At 62.1% G+C, this 17759-nt stretch carries 17 protein-coding genes and 1 pseudogene; 1 reads left to right on the forward strand and 17 read right to left on the reverse strand.

The window, feature by feature from the left end:
• Positions 1 to 8: 8 nt before the first annotated feature.
• From BLW21_RS15875 to BLW21_RS15900, 6 genes are all read right to left on the reverse strand, one after another.
• A complete protein-coding gene (locus BLW21_RS15875) occupies positions 9 to 632 on the reverse strand; it encodes an SCO family protein (protein ID WP_175471007.1) in 624 nt (207 codons plus the stop codon).
• Positions 629 to 1264 (reverse strand): toxin-antitoxin system YwqK family antitoxin, encoded by a 636-nt coding sequence (locus BLW21_RS15880; RefSeq protein ID WP_139255248.1) that lies wholly within the window; start codon positions 1262 to 1264, stop codon positions 629 to 631. Before BLW21_RS15880 ends, BLW21_RS15875 begins: the two co-directional genes overlap by 4 nt.
• The gene (locus BLW21_RS15885) at positions 1236 to 2006 is read right to left on the reverse strand and encodes a YHYH protein (RefSeq protein WP_092741811.1); all 771 of its coding nucleotides are present in this window, start codon (positions 2004 to 2006) and stop codon (positions 1236 to 1238) included. The genes BLW21_RS15880 and BLW21_RS15885 overlap by 29 nt, the downstream gene beginning before the upstream one ends.
• Before the next feature lie 143 nt (positions 2007 to 2149).
• Positions 2150 to 2563 carry a hypothetical protein gene (locus tag BLW21_RS15890; RefSeq protein WP_092741813.1) on the reverse strand — a complete coding sequence of 138 codons (414 nt, stop codon included), beginning with the start codon at positions 2561 to 2563 and terminating at the stop codon, positions 2150 to 2152.
• 251 nt (positions 2564 to 2814) lie between these two features.
• Complete coding sequence (locus tag BLW21_RS15895) at positions 2815 to 3120, reverse strand: hypothetical protein (RefSeq protein ID WP_092741815.1); 306 nt, start codon at positions 3118 to 3120, stop codon at positions 2815 to 2817.
• A gap of 107 nt (positions 3121 to 3227) precedes the next feature.
• Entirely contained in the window at positions 3228 to 3830 is a 603-nt protein-coding gene (locus tag BLW21_RS15900) for an RNA polymerase sigma factor (RefSeq protein WP_092741817.1), read from the reverse strand.
• Positions 3831 to 4148: 318 nt separating this feature from the next.
• Here BLW21_RS15900 and BLW21_RS15905 point away from each other — a divergent pair, with 318 nt between their 5' ends.
• The gene (locus BLW21_RS15905; protein WP_092741819.1) at positions 4149 to 4778 is read left to right on the forward strand and encodes an IS5 family transposase; all 630 of its coding nucleotides are present in this window, start codon (positions 4149 to 4151) and stop codon (positions 4776 to 4778) included.
• 230 nt (positions 4779 to 5008) lie between these two features.
• On the opposite strand, the gene BLW21_RS15910 is transcribed toward BLW21_RS15905, so the two are convergent.
• From BLW21_RS15910 to BLW21_RS15960, 11 genes and pseudogenes are all read right to left on the reverse strand, one after another.
• Complete coding sequence (locus tag BLW21_RS15910) at positions 5009 to 6793, reverse strand: HAMP domain-containing sensor histidine kinase (RefSeq protein ID WP_092741821.1); 1785 nt, start codon at positions 6791 to 6793, stop codon at positions 5009 to 5011.
• 175 nt (positions 6794 to 6968) lie between these two features.
• Entirely contained in the window at positions 6969 to 8123 is a 1155-nt protein-coding gene (locus BLW21_RS15915) for a histidine kinase (protein WP_092741823.1), read from the reverse strand.
• Positions 8124 to 8335: 212 nt separating this feature from the next.
• The gene (locus BLW21_RS15920; RefSeq protein WP_092741825.1) at positions 8336 to 9433 is read right to left on the reverse strand and encodes a porin; all 1098 of its coding nucleotides are present in this window, start codon (positions 9431 to 9433) and stop codon (positions 8336 to 8338) included.
• A gap of 123 nt (positions 9434 to 9556) precedes the next feature.
• On the reverse strand, positions 9557 to 10132 hold the full coding sequence (gene kdpC, locus BLW21_RS15925) for a potassium-transporting ATPase subunit KdpC (RefSeq protein WP_092741827.1): 576 nt from the start codon (positions 10130 to 10132) through the stop codon (positions 9557 to 9559).
• A gap of 233 nt (positions 10133 to 10365) precedes the next feature.
• A complete protein-coding gene (gene kdpB / locus BLW21_RS15930) occupies positions 10366 to 12405 on the reverse strand; it encodes a potassium-transporting ATPase subunit KdpB (RefSeq protein ID WP_092741829.1) in 2040 nt (679 codons plus the stop codon).
• A 151-nt stretch (positions 12406 to 12556) separates the two neighbouring features.
• Complete coding sequence (gene kdpA / locus BLW21_RS15935) at positions 12557 to 14257, reverse strand: potassium-transporting ATPase subunit KdpA (protein ID WP_092741831.1); 1701 nt, start codon at positions 14255 to 14257, stop codon at positions 12557 to 12559.
• 84 nt (positions 14258 to 14341) lie between these two features.
• Positions 14342 to 14422 (reverse strand): K(+)-transporting ATPase subunit F, encoded by an 81-nt coding sequence (kdpF, locus tag BLW21_RS22135; protein WP_092741833.1) that lies wholly within the window; start codon positions 14420 to 14422, stop codon positions 14342 to 14344.
• Between the two features lie 433 nt (positions 14423 to 14855).
• Positions 14856 to 16214 carry a sigma-54-dependent transcriptional regulator gene (locus tag BLW21_RS15945; RefSeq protein ID WP_092741835.1) on the reverse strand — a complete coding sequence of 453 codons (1359 nt, stop codon included), beginning with the start codon at positions 16212 to 16214 and terminating at the stop codon, positions 14856 to 14858.
• A gap of 391 nt (positions 16215 to 16605) precedes the next feature.
• Positions 16606 to 17160, reverse strand: coding sequence for an IS5 family transposase (locus BLW21_RS22140; protein ID WP_092741837.1), 555 nt, complete (start codon positions 17158 to 17160; stop codon positions 16606 to 16608).
• Positions 17139 to 17294 (reverse strand): annotated as a pseudogene (locus tag BLW21_RS22145) (transposase); the annotation flags it as partial. The gene BLW21_RS22140 and the pseudogene BLW21_RS22145, both read right to left, overlap by 22 nt.
• A 144-nt stretch (positions 17295 to 17438) precedes the next feature.
• On the reverse strand, positions 17439 to 17759 hold a 321-nt coding region (locus tag BLW21_RS15960; protein ID WP_139255249.1), incomplete at its 5' end, for a transposase.

The following is a 17759-nucleotide window of genomic DNA, read 5'->3' on the forward strand; positions in this document are numbered from 1 at the left end:
AAAGGACGCTACTCTTTCTCCAAAATTTTTATATCCCGAATCAGGTCCTGCATGCTGTTTGGGTCGAGGCCATTGTAGATCCCGCGCAGATGGCGCTGTGGATCAACCAGGACGAAATTCTCGGTGTGCAGAAAAACGTTGTTGTCTTTTTTAAAACCCTCGTCTTCTTCCACGAAATAGTACTTCCGTCCCAGCTCGTATATCTCTTCTTTGTTCCCGGTTAGTAGTTTCCACCGCTTGAAATTCACGTTGTGGTCGTCGGCGTAGCGTTGCAGCACGCCCGCGCTATCGGCCTCAGGCGTAACGGAGTGGGATAAGAGCTGCACATTATCGTCGTTGCTGAATTCTTTCTGAATGTCGCCCATGCTGCTCGTCATGCGCGGGCAGATACCGGGGCAGGTCGTAAAGAAGAAATCCACGACGCTGATTTTACCGTCCAGGTCTTGCTCGGTGAAGGCCTCATTTTTCTGATTTACCAGGCTGAACGGTCGAATCTGGTGAAACGGTTTTCCCGCCGGCATTTCCCACTTCGGCGTGAAATCAGCCGTGTCGTAATACGGCAGCGTCACGGTTTTTTCCGGGCTGCACGATACGGCAAAAAACAACGTGAATACTTGCAGGTATTTTTTCATTTCAGTTGGCCATCCCGGAGGGTATAGCATAAGGCTGATTTTTGCAGTCCGTACCGCACGCCGTCGCGCACGGCGTAGTTGATGTACACTTTGCCGTTTTCGCGCCAGGCCTGCTGCCTGCCCACTTCCTGGTCGTCGGCAAAGTTCAGGTCGCAGTAGATGTTGCCGCTCTCGTACCACTGCTTGTGCGAGCCCTCGCGCTTGTCGTCGGCGTACACGAAATCGAACTTGCGGTGGCCGTTGGGCCAGAAGCCGGTATGCCGGCCATAGGCCAGGCCGGCCCGGTAGCTGCGGACCTCATGCGGCCGGCCGTCTGCCCAAAACGTGCGCGTGAGGCCGTGCTGCCGACCCGCGTAATACGAGGCGTTGCTCTTGACTGCTCCGGTCGGGTAAAGCTCCTGCACGAAGCCCGAGTAGGGTTTGCTGCCGAGGTAGTAAACTCCGTTGTGCAGGTTGAGCGCGGCATCGGTGCGGGCAACCGTAGTGTCGGGCACCTGCGAAACGTCCACCGGCCCGACAGTTTTGGCCGGGGCTTCCTGCCCGACTAGCTCGGCTGGCTGACTGCAGCCGGCCAGGGCCAGGCCGCAGACCAACGCGCCGATGCTAAAAAGTGAACGTGCCTTTGGTGCCATAGTAGCTGCCGGATTTCAACACGTAAACGCCCGTGCTCAGGTAGTTCACGTTGGAACAATGGTAGTGGTAGATGCCGCTGGCAAACTCGGTGGTGCTGCCCGTGTGGCCGCCGTAGGCGTCGAGGTTGGCCGGGTAGGTGCCATCCTTATCCTTGCGGCCGTAAATCGGGAATCCGTCGCGCAGGAAGCCCACGAGGTTGGCGTCGTCCTTGGTGGTGAAGTCGCCGGCGACGTGGTAGTGGTAAGTGTTGCCCGGCCCGGGGTGGGCCCCGGCCCGGTCAAAAGACCCTATCACGCCGGTATCGAGGGCCTTGTTGCCGCCTTCCTGGTCGTTATAGATGGCTACCCCGTTGAGGGCCATGCCGATGGGACCGAGCGCCGTGGCCTCCTTGGTGGCGGCGGCGGCCGGTTCGGTGGGGATAGTCATCGAGTAGTTCTGAACTCCCACGGTGCCGGGGTTCAGGGTGTACCCGGTTCTCTGGGCTTCCCACAGGGGGTTGGTGGTGGCGTAGTACGGCGTCGGGTGGTCGGGCGTGCCGTTCGATTTCAGCGTGATGCTGCTGCCACTGGTCGAAATGGTAACGGCCGACGTGTACTTAGCCTGCACGACGCTGGTAACCGAAGTGGTGCCGGTGCTGGTCGTCGTGTCGGGCGTGACCGAATCAGCCTCTGACTTGTCGCAGGCGGTGGCGGCGAGGCACGAGAGGCCGAGGGCCAGGGCCGGTAATTTCAGCTTGATCATAATGGGGGCAGTAAGTGGTGAAGACGTGGTGAAAGTGATGGGTAGTAGAATAGATGCCCTTTTCGGCCGGACCCTGCGCACCGGGCAAATCTTTTTTTCGGTTGATTGCTGCGCATCGCGCAGGAGGCCGACGGGCGGCCGGGTTAAGCGGCGGCTAGCGCGGTGCGCACCCAAGTGCGGGCCGCAACCACCGTAGCGCAGGTGGCCTGGCTGAAAGGCAGATTGGCGGGCCGGCGACGGGCCAGGTCAGCCAGGGCCATGCGGTTCATCGCGTCGTCCGACTCCACCAAAACCACGCAGCAGAGCGTGGGCAGCGTACGGAATTGGGGAGCTAGCTCAGTTTCGTACCACGCCAAATCGGCAGCCCGGATGGCCCGCATGTGCAGGTTGTTGCAAATCCAGCCTAGCACGGCATGCTCCTGGCACTGGCGCAACACCTCGCGCACCCCGCTACGGAAATTCTCGCCGCTGGCAAAATCCAGCCACTCCACTTCCACTACCCGCAACAGCGGGTGCAGGTGAATGGCCAGGCAATCGGACGTGTGGATGGTGTTCATGGGCAGCAGACCAAAGAGTTGAACAATAGGACCAAACGGGGCAGTGCGCGTCTGCAAGTGACGGGCACTGGGATAGATGCTCTTTGCCGCCCAAACCCTGCGCTTATCTTCAACTTTTCTTCGCCCAGCCACCGCCCGCCGTTGCCGGCACTCACGCACAAGGGGCCGTTAGCCCCGCCGCCCCGGCAAGGGGTCAGGCTACTGGCTACGGCCCCTTGTGGGGAAGTAACGAACCCATTGAAATCAGCGGTTTAGTAGCCGCCAAGCGTAGGGTAGCTGTATTCGGTAGCGGTGGGCGTGGCGGTTTGGGCGGTGGGCAAGTCAGCGCGGTAGGCGAAGGTGGCCAGGTTGGCGGCCACCAGGGCCGAGGCGACGGCCAGCCGTTTCAGCGTCCAGCCCCAGTCGGGCACGTCGGCCCGGGCGGCCTGCCGGGCCTCCAGGCGGTGGCGCACTTGCTGGTAAAGCCACGGCGACGGCGTGGGGCGGGTGGCCCCGTCGAGGCTGTGGAGCGTCTGCTCCACCCACTGCTGCTGCTGGTCATTGAAGTCATTTTTCATGGTTGCTGTGTTTGGTGAAACAAGTGGCAGCAAGGCGAAAGAAAGCTGCATCTCACTACTTGGTACTCAATCCTATAAGTAGATGTCATTGGCTGGCAAACCCTGCGCTAGTCGGCCAGAAATTCGCGGTAGTAGGCCCCCAGCCGTTGGCGCAGGGTGGCCCGGGCCCGGTGCAGCAACGATTCTACGGCCCCCACCGAGCCCAGGCCCAGGGCGTCGGCAATTTCCTGGTGGGGCAGGCCTTCGAGGTGAAAGAGCGTGAAGGCCACCTGCTGGCGCTCGGGCAGGCGGGCCACGGCCTGGCGCAGAATGGTGGCCTGCTCCTGGCGCTCGGCCAGCACGCCGGGGTGCTCGTAGTCGGGCGGGTCGTGGAGCAGCTCACCGTCATCAGTCCCAAACAGGCTGGTGAGGAAGGCGAACCGCTTCTGGCGCTTGCGGTAGCGCTGCCACTCCAGGCACTTGTTCACGGCAATGCGGTAGACCCAGGTGCTCAACTTGGCTTCGCCCCGGAACCCGGCCAGCTGGGTGTACACCTCCACGAACACCTCCTGGGTGAGGTCTTCGGCATCGGGGCGGTGGGGCACCAGGCCCAGGCAGGTATTGAGCACCCGCGCCCCGTACCGTTGCACCACCTGCTCGAACGCGCCGGCGCTGCCGGCGCGCAAAGCGGCCAGCAAGTCCTCGTCGGAAAGTGGGGGAGAGACGGGCATAAGGTAAGTTAACCCGTTGGATGCTGAACTGCGGGGAACCCTGCGCGGCTGGAGAAATATTTTTTACCGCTCCGGTACCGGGATGGCAGACAAAAAGCCTTGCTAAACGCGAACAAGGCGTTTGCTAATGTATAAAGACTGGCTATCTAGAATCGTACAGAAGCCCCGAAGTAGGAGCAGGGGTACCCTATATGGCCCATCTGTCGTGCCTAAAGCGAAACCCCTCGTTTTGCTGTACAACCCATGATAAGGGCGGTAGGGGAAAAAGATTGAGAAGGATATTACTTAAAACTCTCTCTAAAGCCTGCCTGGCGTTACTTGCCGCACGACCTGCCGCCTTGGTCGGCCGTCTACCAGCAGTGGACGCGCTGGCGGGATGCCCGGGTGTTTGAGTCCATCGTACACGATTTGAACGAATTACAGCGCGTGCTGCTGGGATGGCTGGCCACGCCCACGGCCGTCGTGCTGGACGGGCGCACGCTACAGAGCACACCCGAGAGCGAGCACCGGGCCGGCTACGACAGGGCCAAGAAGCGCAAAGGCAGCAAGGCCCACATCGCCGTCGACACGCTGGGCCACTTGTTGAGCGTCGTCATCACGCCGGCCAACGAACAGGAGCGCGCGCAGGTGGACGAACTTTGCCGCCAAGTGCCGGAAGTGACCGGCCAAACGGTGCAGGTCAGCTTCGGCGACCAAGGCTATACGGGCGAGGAGGCCGAATACGCAACGGCAGTTCACGACATTGACGTGCAAGTCATTAAGAAGCCAGAAGGCCAGACCGGCTTCGTTTTCCTGCCGCGCCGCTGGGTCGTCGAGCGCAGTTTTGCCTGGCTCAGCCGCTTCCGGCGTTTGGGCCGCGACTATGAGCGCCTGAGCAGCACCTTGCAACAACTACACTTGGTGCTCTTCGCTTGTATTATGCTCGCCCGACACGCCGCAAGTGCATAACAGGCTCTAAGATGCATGACCACCAACCTCAACCCGTTGCGGCTTGGTTAAAGCAGGCCGGGATAAAGCTGTACAGCTTTTCACAAAGCTCAACCATTTATCGTGCAATGTAGACTTCGTCTTCTGCTTACAGTTGGTCATGAACAGCACCCTAAACCTTGTTGCTTTAGCTTAATTTTAAATTTAAAAAAATGCTCGAAAAAGAGGTCCTCTTACCAGCGGAATGGTATTTATATCACTGGCAGCGTGAAGCAGAACATACTGCCCGCGCCCAGCTCGCTTTCCACCCACAGCCGGCCACCTTGGGTGGCGATGAATTCGCGGGCGATGCTTAGGCCCAGGCCCGAGCCGCCGCGGTAGCCGCTGGGGTCGGGCAGCTGGGCGAAGCGCTGGAAAATGCGCTCGTGGTGCTCGGCCGCGATACCGGGGCCGCGGTCCTGAACACTTACGCGCACCTTTTGGCCCATGGCTTCGGCGGCTACGGTCAGCGTTTCGCCGGGTGGCGAGTAGCGGATGGCATTGGCCAGCAGGTTGATGAGCACCCAGGTGGTTTTCTCCACGTCGGCGCGGGCGGCGGGCAGGTCGGGGGGTAGTTGCAGATCGAGGTGCAGCTGCTTGTCGGTGAGTTGGGCTTGCACGGTGGTCGTGGCGTAGCGCACCACGTCGGCCAAGTTGGTGGGCTTCACATCGAGCTGGATGCCAGCGCCGGCGTCGAGACGCGACACATCGAGCAGCTCGCCCACCATGCGTTGCAGGCGCTGGGTTTCCTGGCGGATGCTGGCCGTGACGCGCTGACGCTCGTCGGCGGGCAGGCGCTCGTCTTGGAGTAGGCGCAGGTTGATGTTCATGCTGGAAAGCGGTGTTTTCAGCTCATGCGAGACAGTGGCCAAGAAGTTAGACTTCACTTGGTCGAGCCGTTTGAAGTCCGACACGTTGCGCAGCGTCAGAATCTGGCCCGCGAATTCTTTCTGGTTCAGGGCTTCGTTGAAGGAGAGTAAATCCTGCACGTCGAGCCGGAAGTAGGCCTCCTCGCCGCGTTGGGTGATGTGCAGCAGCGGCGCTTCGGCGACCTCACTCCCACTTCCGCTACCATTCCTACTTCCACCGGCTGTCTCCAGGGGCTGAAGCAGGGTGCGCACCAAATCGTTTTCGAGGGCGACTTCGGCAGCGGGGCGGCCCAGCAGCTGGCTGGCTTCCAGACCCAGCAGCTCGCAGGCCACGGGGTTGGCTAGTAGAATAGTACGGTGCTGGTCGAGCAGCAGCAGGCCCTCATTGAGGCCGTTGACGATGCTGGCGGCGCGGTTGCGCTCGGTTACCAGCTGGGCCATGGTGGAGTTGCGGTACTCATTGAGTTGTACCAGCAACTGGTTAAAAGCCAGCGCCACCTGCCCGAACTCGTCGGTACTCTCGACCGGAATAGTGGCCGAAAAATCCTGATTCGTGGCGTGCTCGATGCTGACGGCCAGCCGCCGCAGCGGGGCCACGGCCGCCGCCGGCACCCTCACCACGAAAGTCAACGCCGTGAGCACGCTCAGCCCGATAACCAGCAGCAGGTAGTAGCCGGCGCGGGTGGCCGTGGCCGTAGCCCGGTCGTTGTTGGCCTCTAACGTGTTGATGTTGAGCTGCACCATGCGGTGGGTCTGGCCGCGCAGTTGTTGCCCCACGGCCCCACGCCCGTCCGCGCCCGCCGCATCGGTCAGCCGCTCATAAGTGGCCAGGTGGGCGGTAAGGCTGTCCACAATTTCCTTCTCGCCGGGCTCGGTGATGTTGCCGGCCTCGCGGGTCAAGCTCTCGCGGAATTGCGCCAGCGCCGCCGCGTCCTCCGGCCGCACGTCTAGCCCGTCGAGGGCGCGCAGCATCTGCTGTCCCAGCTGCACGCTGTAGAAGTTGTCTTTCAGGATGCCCCGGGCGCTCTGGTCGAGCTGGCGCACGGTGTAGAACGCGTAGCCGCCCAAGGCCAGCAGCAGCGTTAGCAGCGCCAGGAACCCTAGGGTGATTTTAGTTTTGAAGGTCATGGTTTGGGGAGCTTGGGAGCCTGGATGATGAAGTAGACCGTCATGCTGACAAAGGAAGCATCTCTACTGCAATGGTAATCCCGGCGTTTAGTTGGTGTAGCAACGAAGCGGTAGAGATGCTTCGACTTTGCTCCGTTACGCTTAGCATGACACGTTCTTTCTCAATACTAAAACCTCAATAAGTCACCAGAAAAATGTCCATATCCTGCTCCAGCTTCGCTACGGCGCGGATGAGGTCCTGGGTGATGCCGCGGCGGCTCAGGCGCTGCCAGACGGTTTTGTCGCCGGTGATGCCGCACATGAGCAGGGTGGCTTCCTTTTCGCGGGCCACAATGAGGACCGACGCTACCACATCGTCGCTCTTGACGCGCAGAATCTGGCCGCCCAGCTCGGTGGCCAGCTGTAGGTTGCGCAGCAGGTGGCGCTGGGTGGCCAGGTTGATGCGGTCGGCGGTTTCGCGGCTGGTTTGCACATACAGCACGTACCAGGTGGCCATACCCAGCTGCTGGGCCAGGCGCGAGGCTTTGCGGATGATTTCGCGGGCGGCCGGCTCGTTGGTGTTGATGCAGGCCAGCAGGCGGTCGGCGTTGCGGCGCGCCGCCGGCACGGGGTCGGCCCCGCCGGCCTCGGTTTCCACCTGCTGGCCTAATAGCTGAGCCACTTCGCGCACCGCCAGCCGCCGCAGCTGCAAGAGGTTATCGGCCCGGAAGAAGTTGTTGAGCGCCACCGGCACCTTGGCCGGGTCATAGATTTTGCCTTCTTCGAGCCGGGCGCGCAGCTCGCCCACGGTCAGGTCCACATTTACCACCTCGTCGGCCTGGCGTAGCACTTGGTCGGGTACCCGCTCGGTGACGTCGGTGCCTGTTATTTTGAGCACCTGGTCGTGCAGGCTTTCCAGGTGCTGCACATTGAGGGCCGTGAGCACCGAAATGCCGGCTTTCAGCAGGTCCTCCACGTCCTGCCAGCGCTTCTCGTTTTTCGAGCCGGGCACGTTGGAGTGGGCCAGCTCATCGACCACCACCACGGCCGGCCGGCGCTGGATGATGGCACCGAGGTCCATTTCTTCCAGCGCCCGGCCCTTGTAGAACAGCGTTTTGCGGGCCACGGTGGGCAGGTCGCGGAGCTGGGTCACGGTGTCGGGGCGGCCGTGGGTTTCCACGTAGCCCAGCACCACGTCCACACCGTGCTGGCGCAGCTCGTGGGCCTCCTGGAGCAGGCGGTAGGTTTTGCCAACCCCGGCGGCCAGCCCCAAATACACCTTCAGCCGCCCCCGCCGCCGCTGCTGCACCAGGCGCAGAAACCGCTCCGCCGACTCGTCGCGCTCATCCATTTGGTTTTAGTGGTTGGGTTTTGGGCTGATGAAAAGGCCGTGTCATGCTGAGCGAAGCCGGAGGCGAAGTCGAAGCATCTCTACCGCTTCGTTGTGCTGGTAACGCTGGTGGCAGGAATTACCATTGCAGTAGAGATGCTTCGACTGCGGCTCCGCCTTCGCTCAGCATGACACGGCTTTTTCTCCTGTTCTAACAGTCATCAGCCATCAGCTCAAAACGCCAGCGCGATGCTGCTGGTGATGTTGCCGTAGCTGTCGGCGGTGCGGTTGTCGCGCTGCTCGAAAATGGGCCGTTTGGCATCCATCACGCGGCCTTCAACCCGAAATACCACGTTGGCGGCGGGCGCGTAATCGAGGTTGAGCGAGGCGGCTTGCACTTTGAAGTCGGCGTCGGCGGGCAGCGGGGAAAAGGTGCGGATAATGACGCCGCGGTCGGCGTTGTAGTACTCGGCGCGGGCCGTAGCCGACCACTTGGGAGCCAGCTGGTAGCGCACGAAAGCGGCACCCGTGTGCCAGGTGTCGGCCTTGTCGCCGCGCCGCTCGCTTTCCTGCTTGCCCACGTCGAACACCAGCGCCAGGCTCAGGCGGTCGGTGGCGGCGTAGCTCACGTAGAAATCGTGGAAGTAGCGGCGGCGGCGCACCGAGTCCTGGGGCTGCTCGTTGCCATAAAACGTGCTGGAGTTGATGAGCAGTTTGGCCGTGGGCCGCCACTGAATCTGGGTACCCAGGGCCTTGCCCTGGTTGGTTTCGCGGAGGTTCTGCCAGCCGTTGAGCACCAGTCCGGTCAGCGTCAGCTGGGGGGCCACTTCGTAGGTGAAGCGCGCGCCGGCCTCATAGTAGGGCGAGTTTTCGGCCATCAGCGAGCGGGTCAGCGTCCAGTTGTCCTTGCTCAGGGCCGACTCGAAGCCGATGTGCGAGGCGAAAATACCCACGTCGAGCCAGGCCTTTTTAAACGGCCGGAAGCCGGCGTAGCCTTCGTAAATGTGCTTGAATACCTGGTCTTCGGCCGCGTAGTTGGCCGACACGTAGGAGCCGGCGTGCAGCCCGACGGCTCCGCGCACTTGCCCATTGTCGTAGCGCAGGCCCACCAAACCCTGGTTGATGGTGAACTCGTTCTGGCGGTTGTGCGAGTAGAGAAAGCCGGGGCGGCTTTGGGTGTTGTTATGGTTGAAATCGTACCCGTAATAACCATCCACGAAGCCATAAAAGGTCAGCGGATTGGGGGTGGCTACTGAATCAGTAGCGGCAGTCTGGGCCGTAGCCCCGCCGGCGGCCCATAAGGCCAAGCTCAGCGTAAGAAGTTTTTTCATCGACGATGTAAGTTGAACCACTGTGTTTTTGCTATTGGCTGACAGCCTTCAGCGGTTGGCCTTTACCGTACCCCGAAAGGGCTGTTCAGAAAAGCTGGCGGCTATCCAGCTGTCAGCTAAAACCTATTTTCCAGCGAGAGAGAGAGAATCCAGCGCCAAATTGAGCTGGAGCACGTTTACCTTTGAAGGGCCGAGCATTACGAAGATGGGTTCCTGCACGTGGGCATCTACCACGGCTTTCACCCGGGCCGCAGGCAGGCCGCGCAGCCGCGCGATGCGCTCCACCTGGGCATACGCCCCAGCCGGCGAGAGGTGCGGGTCGAGGCCCGAGCCGCTGGCCGTGACCATTTCCACCGGCACCTGGCCGGGATTGAGAGTGGGGTTTTGCTGCAGGAAGGCTCCTACACGGGTGTGCACTTCGGCCAGGTAGGCGGGGTTGCTGGGGCCTTTGTTCGAGCCACCCGAGCCGTCGGCGCGGTAATCGACGGCTGAGGGACGGGAGTTGAAGTACTCGGGCCGGTCGAATTTCTGGCCCACGTTGTCGAAGCCCACCACGCGGCCCTTGTGCGACACCTGCACCCCCTGGCCCTGGCCGGGAGCCAGCTGGGCCGCACCCCACACGAGGGCCGGGTACACGCCGCAGCACAGTACCAGTAGGGCCAACGTCAAACGGAAAGCGGAAGCAAGATTGTTTTTCATGGTTTCTGAATTTGAGCGGCCCAAGGCCGGAATAAATGACGGGCCGGCGGCTACTGGCCGGCTGCGATTTCTATTGCCAATCCCGGCCCGGTTTACCGCCGGCGCAGCAGCAGGGTAGCTTCTGGGTTGATTATCAGGCCGAAAGGATTATCAGTCGGCCCCAGGTAGTTGGCAAGGGCGGCCGAAACCAGGTCAGAATAACCCGGTGGGGTAGTCAGAACGGCTTGGTTGATTTACACGAACAGCCCCACCACCAAGTCAATCAGGTTGATGCCGACGAAGGGCGCGGCGACGCCGCCGAGGCCGTAGATGAGCAGGTTGCGGCGCAGCAGGGCCGAGGCGCCCACCGGCTGGTAGGCCACCCCGCGCAGGGCCAGCGGCACCAGCGCCGGAATCAGCAGGGCGTTGAAAATAACGGCGCTTAGGATGGCCGACTGTGGCGAGTGCAGGCCCATGATGTTGAGCGCGCCCAGGGCCGGAATGGCCACCATGAACAGCGCTGGCACAATGGCGAAGTACTTGGCCACGTCGTTGGCGATGCTGAAGGTGGTGAGCGTGCCCCGGGTCATGAGCAGCTGCTTGCCGATTTCGACCACCTCGATGAGCTTGGTGGGGTCGTTGTCGAGGTCGACCATGTTGCCGGCTTCCTTGGCGGCCTGGGTGCCCGAGTTCATGGCCACGCCCACGTCGGCCTGGGCCAGGGCGGGCGCGTCGTTGGTGCCGTCGCCCATCATGGCCACCAGTTTGCCCAGCTGCTGCTCGGCCCGAATGTAATGCATCTTGTCCTCGGGCTTGGCCTCAGCAATGAAGTCATCCACACCCGCTTTTTCGGCAATGAACTTGGCCGTGAGCGGGTTGTCGCCGGTCACCATCACCGTTTTGATGCCCATGCGGCGCAGGCGCTCGAACCGCTCCTGAATGCCGGGCTTGATGATATCCTGCAATTCCACCACGCCCAGCACCTCGTCGTTCTGGCTAAGCACCAGCGGGGTACCGCCGTTGTTGGCCACCGTGGAAACGCGCTCGGCCACCTCGGCCGGGTAAGCGCGGCCGGCGGCTTCGCTGAGGCGGCGGATGGCGTCGGCGGCACCCTTGCGTAGGCTGGTGCCGTCGGCCAGCGTTACGCCGCTGCTGCGGGTTTCGGCTGTGAACTTTATCAGCTCGGCGCCATCCAAACGGCTTTTCAACTGGGCAGGGTCCACCTTATTGTCGCGGGCTAGTTCTACAATGCTCTTGCCCTCGGGCGTTTCATCCGTCAGCGAGCTGAGGGTAACCGATTCCACGAATTGCGTCATGGCCACGCCGGGGGCGGGCCAGAAGTGGGTGGCTTTGCGGTTGCCGATGGTGATGGTGCCGGTTTTGTCGAGCAGCAGCACGTCGATGTCGCCGGCCGTTTCCACGGCTTTGCCACTCTTGGTGATGACGTTGGCCCGCAGCGCGCGGTCCATGCCGGCAATGCCGATGGCCGAGAGCAGCCCGCCAATCGTGGTCGGAATCAGGCACACGAACAGGGCAATGAACGAGGCCACCGTAATGGGCGTGTGGGCGTAGGCGGCGAAGGGCTGGAGCGTGAGGCAGACGATGATGAACACCAGCGTAAAGCCGGCCAGCAGAATGGTGAGGGCAATTTCGTTGGGCGTTTTCTGCCGCGAAGCGCCTTCCACCAGGGCAATCATCTTGTCGAGAAACGACTCGCCCGGCTCGGTGGTCACCACTACTTTAATGCGGTCCGAGAGTACCCGGGTGCCGCCCGTCACGCTCGACTTGTCGCCGCCGGCCTCCCGAATTACGGGGGCCGACTCGCCGGTAATGGCCGACTCGTCGATGGTGGCCAGCCCCTCCACGATTTCGCCGTCGGTGGGAATGATTTCCCCGGCTTCCACCAGAAAAAACTGGCCCTTGCGGAGCTGCGCTGACGAAACCGGGCGCTCAGTGCCGTCGTCGGCCACGAGGCGGGCGGGGGTTTCTTCGCGGGTTTTGCGCAGGCTTTCAGCCTGGGCCTTGCCCCGGGCCTCGGCAATGGCCTCGGCGAAATTGGCGAACAGCAGCGTGAGCAGTAGCACCACGAACACGGTGAGGTTGTAGCCGAAGCTGCCCTGGGCGGCATCGGGCCGCACGAGCAGCCCCAGCGTCACGAGCAGCATCACGGCGGTGCCCAGCTCCACGGTGAACATCACCGGGTTGCGCACCATCACCCGCGGGTCGAGCTTCACGAAGGCCTGCTTCACGGCCTCCGCCACCAGCGCGGGCTGGAATAGGGATTGATTTTTCATTAGTGCTTAGTTGTTGGTGCTTAGTGCTTAGAATCTGGGGTCTGGAATTGCTTAGCGGTTAGGCGTAGGCTGTAGGTTGCGGCCTTGGTATTGCGCATTGTTCGCGTTTTTTCAAGGCACGGCCTAAGCACTAACACCTAAGCACCAGGCACTAATACAGACTGAAATGCTCGGCCAGCGGGCCCAGGGCGAGGGCCGGGAAGAAGGCCAGGGCGGCGATAATCCAGATGACGAAGAAGACCATGAGGCCGAAGGTGGCCGTGTCGACGCGCAGGGTGCCGGCGCTTTCGGGAGTGTACTTTTTGCGGGCCAGCAGGCCGGCAATGGCCACCGGCCCGATGATGGGCAGGTAGCGGCTCAGCAGCAGCACCACGCCGGTACTGATGTTCCAGAAGGGCGTGTTGTCGCCGAGGCCCTCGAAGCCCGAGCCGTTGTTGGCGGCCGAGGACGTGAACTCGTAGAGCATTTCCGAAAAGCCGTGGTAGCCGGGGTTGGCCAGCCAGCCGGCGTACTCGGTGGGGTTGCTCACGTAGAGGTGGGCGGCCAGGGCCGTGCCAGCCAGAATCAGCAGCGGGTGCAGCAGGGCCACGAGGAGGGCGATTTTCATTTCCCGGGCCTCGATTTTCTTACCCAGCAGCTCGGGCGTGCGCCCCACCATCAGCCCCGAGATGAACACGGCAATAATGACGAACACGAAGAAGTTGAGCAGGCCCACGCCCACGCCGCCGTAGAAGGCATTGGTCATCATGCCCAGCATCTCACTCATGCCCGAAATTGGCATGTGCGAATCGTGCATGGAGTTGACCGAGCCGCACGAGATGATGGTATTGGTGATGCCCCAGTAGGCCGAGGCGGCCGCACCCAGCCGGATTTCCTTGCCTTCCATGGCGCCCAGACTCATATCGGCGCCCATCCGGGCGATGGCGGGGTTGCCCTGCATCTCATAGTAGACGGTGGGGACCAGCAGCAGAAAAAAGCCGGCCGTCATCACGCCGAATACCATGTAGGAAAGCTTGCGCCGGCGCAGGTAGAAGCCCAGGGCAAACACCATCGCAATCGGAATCAGGACCAGCGCGAAGTTCTCGACCATGTTGGTGAGGTAGGTCGGGTTTTCGAGGGGGTGGGCCGAGTTGGCCCCGAAGAAGCCGCCGCCGTTGGTGCCCAGCTCCTTGATGGCAACCATGGCGGCGACCGGGCCGCGGCTCACGGCCGTGGTGTCGCCCTGCAGCGTGATGAGGGGCTGCTTGCCGGCAAACGTCATGGGCGTGCCCTGAGACACCAGCACCAGCGCCACGAGCAGCGAAATGGGCAGCAGTACCCGCGTCAGGCTCTTGACGAAGTAGTCGTAGAAGTTGCCCAGCTTTTCGGCGCTGCCTTCTTTGAGGGCGTTGAACACAACCACGCAGGCGGCCATGCCGGTAGCGGCCGACACGAACTGCAGGAACATAATGACCACCACCTGCGAGAGGTACGACAGGCCCGACTCGCCCGAGTAGTGCTGCAAATTGCAGTTCACCAGAAATGAAATGGCGGTGTTGAACGCTAAATCGGGCGCCATGGAGGGGTTGGCGTCGGGGTTGAGCGGCAGGCTGCCCTGGGTGCAGAGCACGAGTATGGCGAAGAGAAACCACACCAGATTGATGGTGAGCAAAGCCACCAGGTGCTGCTGCCAGCGCATGCCCCGGCTGGCATCAATGCCGCCGGCGCGGAACAGCAGGCGCTCGAGCGGCGCCAGGAAATCGGACCAGCTTTGGTCGCCACGGTACACGGTGGCTAGGTAGCGGCCCAGCGGAATGGCCAGCAGCACCGTCGCGCCAAAGATGACGGCAATGCCAAGAAGTTCAGAGAACATAGTAGGTATGAATTGTCATGTACGAGTTGTCAGTTTTCGGTAGGATGCGGTTTGCGCGCTGGCAACTGAAAACTGGCAGCGGCATTAAAATTTTTCCGGGCGCAGGAGCACATAGCAGAGGTAGGCGAACGTGGCCAGCCCGAGCAGCAGCAGGGCAATCATCATGGCGAGGGCGCGGGTTAGATGTGGTCGAAAAAGCCGACCGATTTGTAGAAGAGCCAGAAGCCGGCAAGGCCGGTGGCCGTTAGTAGCGGAAGCAGCAGGGCAGCAGACATAGGGAAGCGTTGGGGTTGGTGTGCCAGCCCGCTTGCCAATCCCGGCCCGGTTTCGGCGCCGGGTCTTCTACCGAGGTCTACTCGACTGTTTATCAGGCCCTAATTTTATTGCCCGCTCCGGCGCGGCTGGCCCGAACGCAAAAAACCGAGTCGTTCTGACCCGGTGTGGTGGTCAGAACAACCCGGTTGGGGGTGGCGTGAAGCGTGAGCGTCCCAGAGCGTCCCAGAACTGAAGCCCTGGGCTATGCTTAATCGTAGAGCAAAGTGGAGTGCGGACTCCGTAGCCCAGGGTTTTAACCCTGGGGCGCCCGGGCCGTGGGCGTCTATCCTATCCCGTACTCCTGGATTTTCCGGTACAGCGTTTTGGTGCCGATGCCCAGCTGGCGGGCGGCTTCCATTTTGTTGCCGCCGGTTTCGTGTAGCACCCGGACAATCTGCTGCTTTTCCATAGTGCGCAGGGTGCGGTCGGCGGCGGCGGCCGGGGTGGCGGGGTCGGGCTGGAAGTGGTGGAACTCGGCGGGCAAATCGTCGGTAGTCAGCTGCTCGCCGTCGGCCAGGATGACGGCCCGCTCCAGCACGTTCTTCAGCTCCCGCACGTTGCCGCGCCAGTCGTGGCGGCGCAGCTGCTCCAGGGCCTCGGGCTCCAGTCCGCGCAGGCGGCGGCCTAGCTTCGCGGCGAAGAAGCGCAGGAAGTATTCGGCCAGCACTGGCACGTCGGCGCGGCGCTCGTTGAGGCCTGGCACCGGCACCGTGAACACGGCTAGTCGGTAGTACAAATCGGGCCGGAACTGGCCGACGGCGGCTTCCTGTTGCAGGTTGCGGTTGGTGGCCGCCACCAGCCGCACGTCCACGGTGGTAGGCCGGGTGTCGCCGAGCTTGGTGAACTGCCGGGTTTCGAGCACCCGCAGAAACTTGGCCTGCACGCTCAACTCCAGCTCCCCGATTTCGTCCAGAAACAGCGTGCCGCCGTGGGCCGCTTCCAGTAGGCCCTTCTTATCGGCCAGCGCGCCCGTAAACGCTCCCTTTTTATAGCCAAACAGTTCCGATTCGAGCAAATCCCGGGGGAAGGCCGAGCAGTTGACGGCCACAAAGGGCTTGCCCCGCCGGGCGCTGGCCTGGTGGATGGCCTGGGCAAACAGCTCCTTGCCCGCTCCGGTGGGGCCTTCCAGCAGCACGGTGCTATCCGTGGGGGCGGCGCGGCGGGCCAGCCGCTGGGCCTCCAGCAAGGCCGGCGACGAGCCAATCATGCTCTCGAAGGTGTACTGGGCACCCACCTGCTGCTCCAGCTCGGCCACCCGCCGCCGCAGCCGGGCCTTTTCCACGGCGCGGTCCACGACCACCACCAACTGGTCGTCGGAGTCGCCTTTGGTCAGGTAGTCGAACGCGCCCTCTTTCATGGCCCGCACGCTGTCGGGAATGGTGCCGTAGGCCGTCAGCAGGATGATTTCAGCCAACGGAGCCTTGGCCCGGTAGCGGGGCAGCAGGTCGAGGCCGTAGCCGTCGGGCAGCTTCACATCGGATAGCACCACCAACACCTCATCGGCGTGCTGGGCCAGGTCTTCGAGGCCCCGGCGGGCGTCGGGGGCCTGCCGCACGGTGTAGCCCTCCAGCTCCAGCATGCGGGCAATGGCCTGGCGCAGCGGCGCTTCGTCGTCAATGATGAGCAGGGTTCCGTCGGGCATAGAAGAAGTCTTAGGCAAAGATTAGCCTAATATTATTGAGAGAAATGCTCCGAACTCAACCCCATTCACTCTGCATGGCTTTTTGACGGCCTGCATAAACGCGCAAGCAGTAAAGTCTCCATACTTACTGGTCGTTCTGTATGCTTTAATGGCCTCAAAATTTCTTCGCATCTCCTCCTTTACTTGTACAGCCCAAACAGGGGCAGTGGGGAATAAAAACCCAATTAAATAAGGAGAGAATGGTTCAGTAAACCTGTTCAGGCAGCAAGGTTCAGCAAAGGCAGCCTTGCCGATAAGAAAGCTGAACTTAGCTAAATGAAAATCGGCTACGCCCGCGTCTCGACCCGCGACCAGAATCTGGAATTACAACTCCACTTCCTAGGGCGTGTTCTCAGTTAAGATAGAGGGTGAAGATTCGTGCGCACAGGAATGCTTCAAAGGAAGCGTCGAGATTATCGTAGCGGGTGGCGAGTCGTCGGTGTTGTTTGAGCTTGTTAAAGGTCTGCTCGACGTGGTGACGCTTGGCATAGGCGCCTGGGTCGCAATGGGGCACGTTTCGTCGGCGGGGCGTGGGTGCAATGACGGCCACCGCCCCGCTACAGGCAATCAAGCCGCGTAAGGCGTCGCTGTCGTAGGCCGTGTCGGCTACCACTTCGCAGGCCGCAGCCAAGTGTGGGGCCAGCACCCAGGCCGCTTGCAGACAGTAGCCCGCTTGGCCGGGTGTCAGCCGCCAGTTGAGCACGTTGCCCGCCCCATCGCAGCCTAGGTGCAGCTTACTGGTGCGCCCGCCCCGGCTGCGGCCGATGGCTTGTTGGCCTTTTGTTTGGCCGCTCCGGCTGCGTGCTGGTGCACCCGAATGCTGGTCGAATCGAGCTGCACCTGGCCCTGACGCAGCTGCGGAATCCGCCGGTTGTGAGCGATGAGTCAGTGGGCCACCCGTTCCCATACCCCAGAATCACGCCAGCGAGCGAAGCGCACATACACCCGATGCCAGTGGCCCAAGTGGGGTGGCAGGTAGCGCCAGCCGACACCCGTGTGGCCCAGCCACAGCACGGCCTCGACAAAGCCGCGTGTGTCGCGCGCCGTTGTACCGCGGCAATTAGCTTAGCCCGGCAGTAGGGGCGACAACTCCGCCCACATCGAATCGGTCAGTAAGGTGCGGTCTGCGTTCATCTTCCTAAATTAACCAATCAACTGAGAACACGCCCTAGACTGTGTGGACAGTCATCGGAGCCAATCGAGGGCGGCGAGCAGGTGAGCGCCGGCTAAGAAGCAGGTGGCGGTTTTCTCGTAGCGGGTGGCAAAGCCCCGCGCCTCCTTAAGCCGGCCAAAGAAGCGTTCGACTTTGTTGCGGTCCGCATACAGGTTCTCATCATAGGCCCGCTGGTCTATCCGGTTGGCCTTAGGCGGAATCACGGCTTGCGCGTGTTGCCCGGCCACAGCCGCTAGCACGGCGTTCGTGTCGTAGGCCTTATCGGCCACCACAGCGCCGGGCTTTTCGGGCAGGGCGGCCAGCAGTTCCGGTAGCACGGTGCAATCGGCTTG

The organism is Hymenobacter psychrophilus (genome assembly GCF_900107135.1).
Classification (GTDB): domain Bacteria; phylum Bacteroidota; class Bacteroidia; order Cytophagales; family Hymenobacteraceae; genus Hymenobacter; species Hymenobacter psychrophilus.

What these genes read in the sequence shown, in the direction of transcription:
- BLW21_RS15875 (WP_175471007.1), bottom strand. Translation starts at nt 632, where the DNA reads ATGAAAAAATACCTGCAAGTATTCACGTTGTTTTTTGCCGTATCGTGC.
- BLW21_RS15880 (WP_139255248.1), bottom strand. Translation starts at nt 1,264, where the DNA reads ATGGCACCAAAGGCACGTTCACTTTTTAGCATCGGCGCGTTGGTCTGC.
- BLW21_RS15885 (WP_092741811.1), bottom strand. Translation starts at nt 2,006, where the DNA reads ATGATCAAGCTGAAATTACCGGCCCTGGCCCTCGGCCTCTCGTGCCTC.
- BLW21_RS15890 (WP_092741813.1), bottom strand. Translation starts at nt 2,563, where the DNA reads ATGAACACCATCCACACGTCCGATTGCCTGGCCATTCACCTGCACCCG.
- BLW21_RS15895 (WP_092741815.1), bottom strand. Translation starts at nt 3,120, where the DNA reads ATGAAAAATGACTTCAATGACCAGCAGCAGCAGTGGGTGGAGCAGACG.
- BLW21_RS15900 (WP_092741817.1), bottom strand. Translation starts at nt 3,830, where the DNA reads ATGCCCGTCTCTCCCCCACTTTCCGACGAGGACTTGCTGGCCGCTTTG.
- BLW21_RS15910 (WP_092741821.1), bottom strand. Translation starts at nt 6,793, where the DNA reads ATGACCTTCAAAACTAAAATCACCCTAGGGTTCCTGGCGCTGCTAACG.
- BLW21_RS15915 (WP_092741823.1), bottom strand. Translation starts at nt 8,123, where the DNA reads ATGGATGAGCGCGACGAGTCGGCGGAGCGGTTTCTGCGCCTGGTGCAG.
- BLW21_RS15920 (WP_092741825.1), bottom strand. Translation starts at nt 9,433, where the DNA reads ATGAAAAAACTTCTTACGCTGAGCTTGGCCTTATGGGCCGCCGGCGGG.
- kdpC (WP_092741827.1), bottom strand. Translation starts at nt 10,132, where the DNA reads ATGAAAAACAATCTTGCTTCCGCTTTCCGTTTGACGTTGGCCCTACTG.
- kdpB (WP_092741829.1), bottom strand. Translation starts at nt 12,405, where the DNA reads ATGAAAAATCAATCCCTATTCCAGCCCGCGCTGGTGGCGGAGGCCGTG.
- kdpA (WP_092741831.1), bottom strand. Translation starts at nt 14,257, where the DNA reads ATGTTCTCTGAACTTCTTGGCATTGCCGTCATCTTTGGCGCGACGGTG.
- kdpF (WP_092741833.1), bottom strand. Translation starts at nt 14,422, where the DNA reads ATGATGATTGCCCTGCTGCTGCTCGGGCTGGCCACGTTCGCCTACCTC.
- BLW21_RS15945 (WP_092741835.1), bottom strand. Translation starts at nt 16,214, where the DNA reads ATGCCCGACGGAACCCTGCTCATCATTGACGACGAAGCGCCGCTGCGC.
- BLW21_RS22140 (WP_092741837.1), bottom strand. Translation starts at nt 17,160, where the DNA reads ATGGGAACGGGTGGCCCACTGACTCATCGCTCACAACCGGCGGATTCC.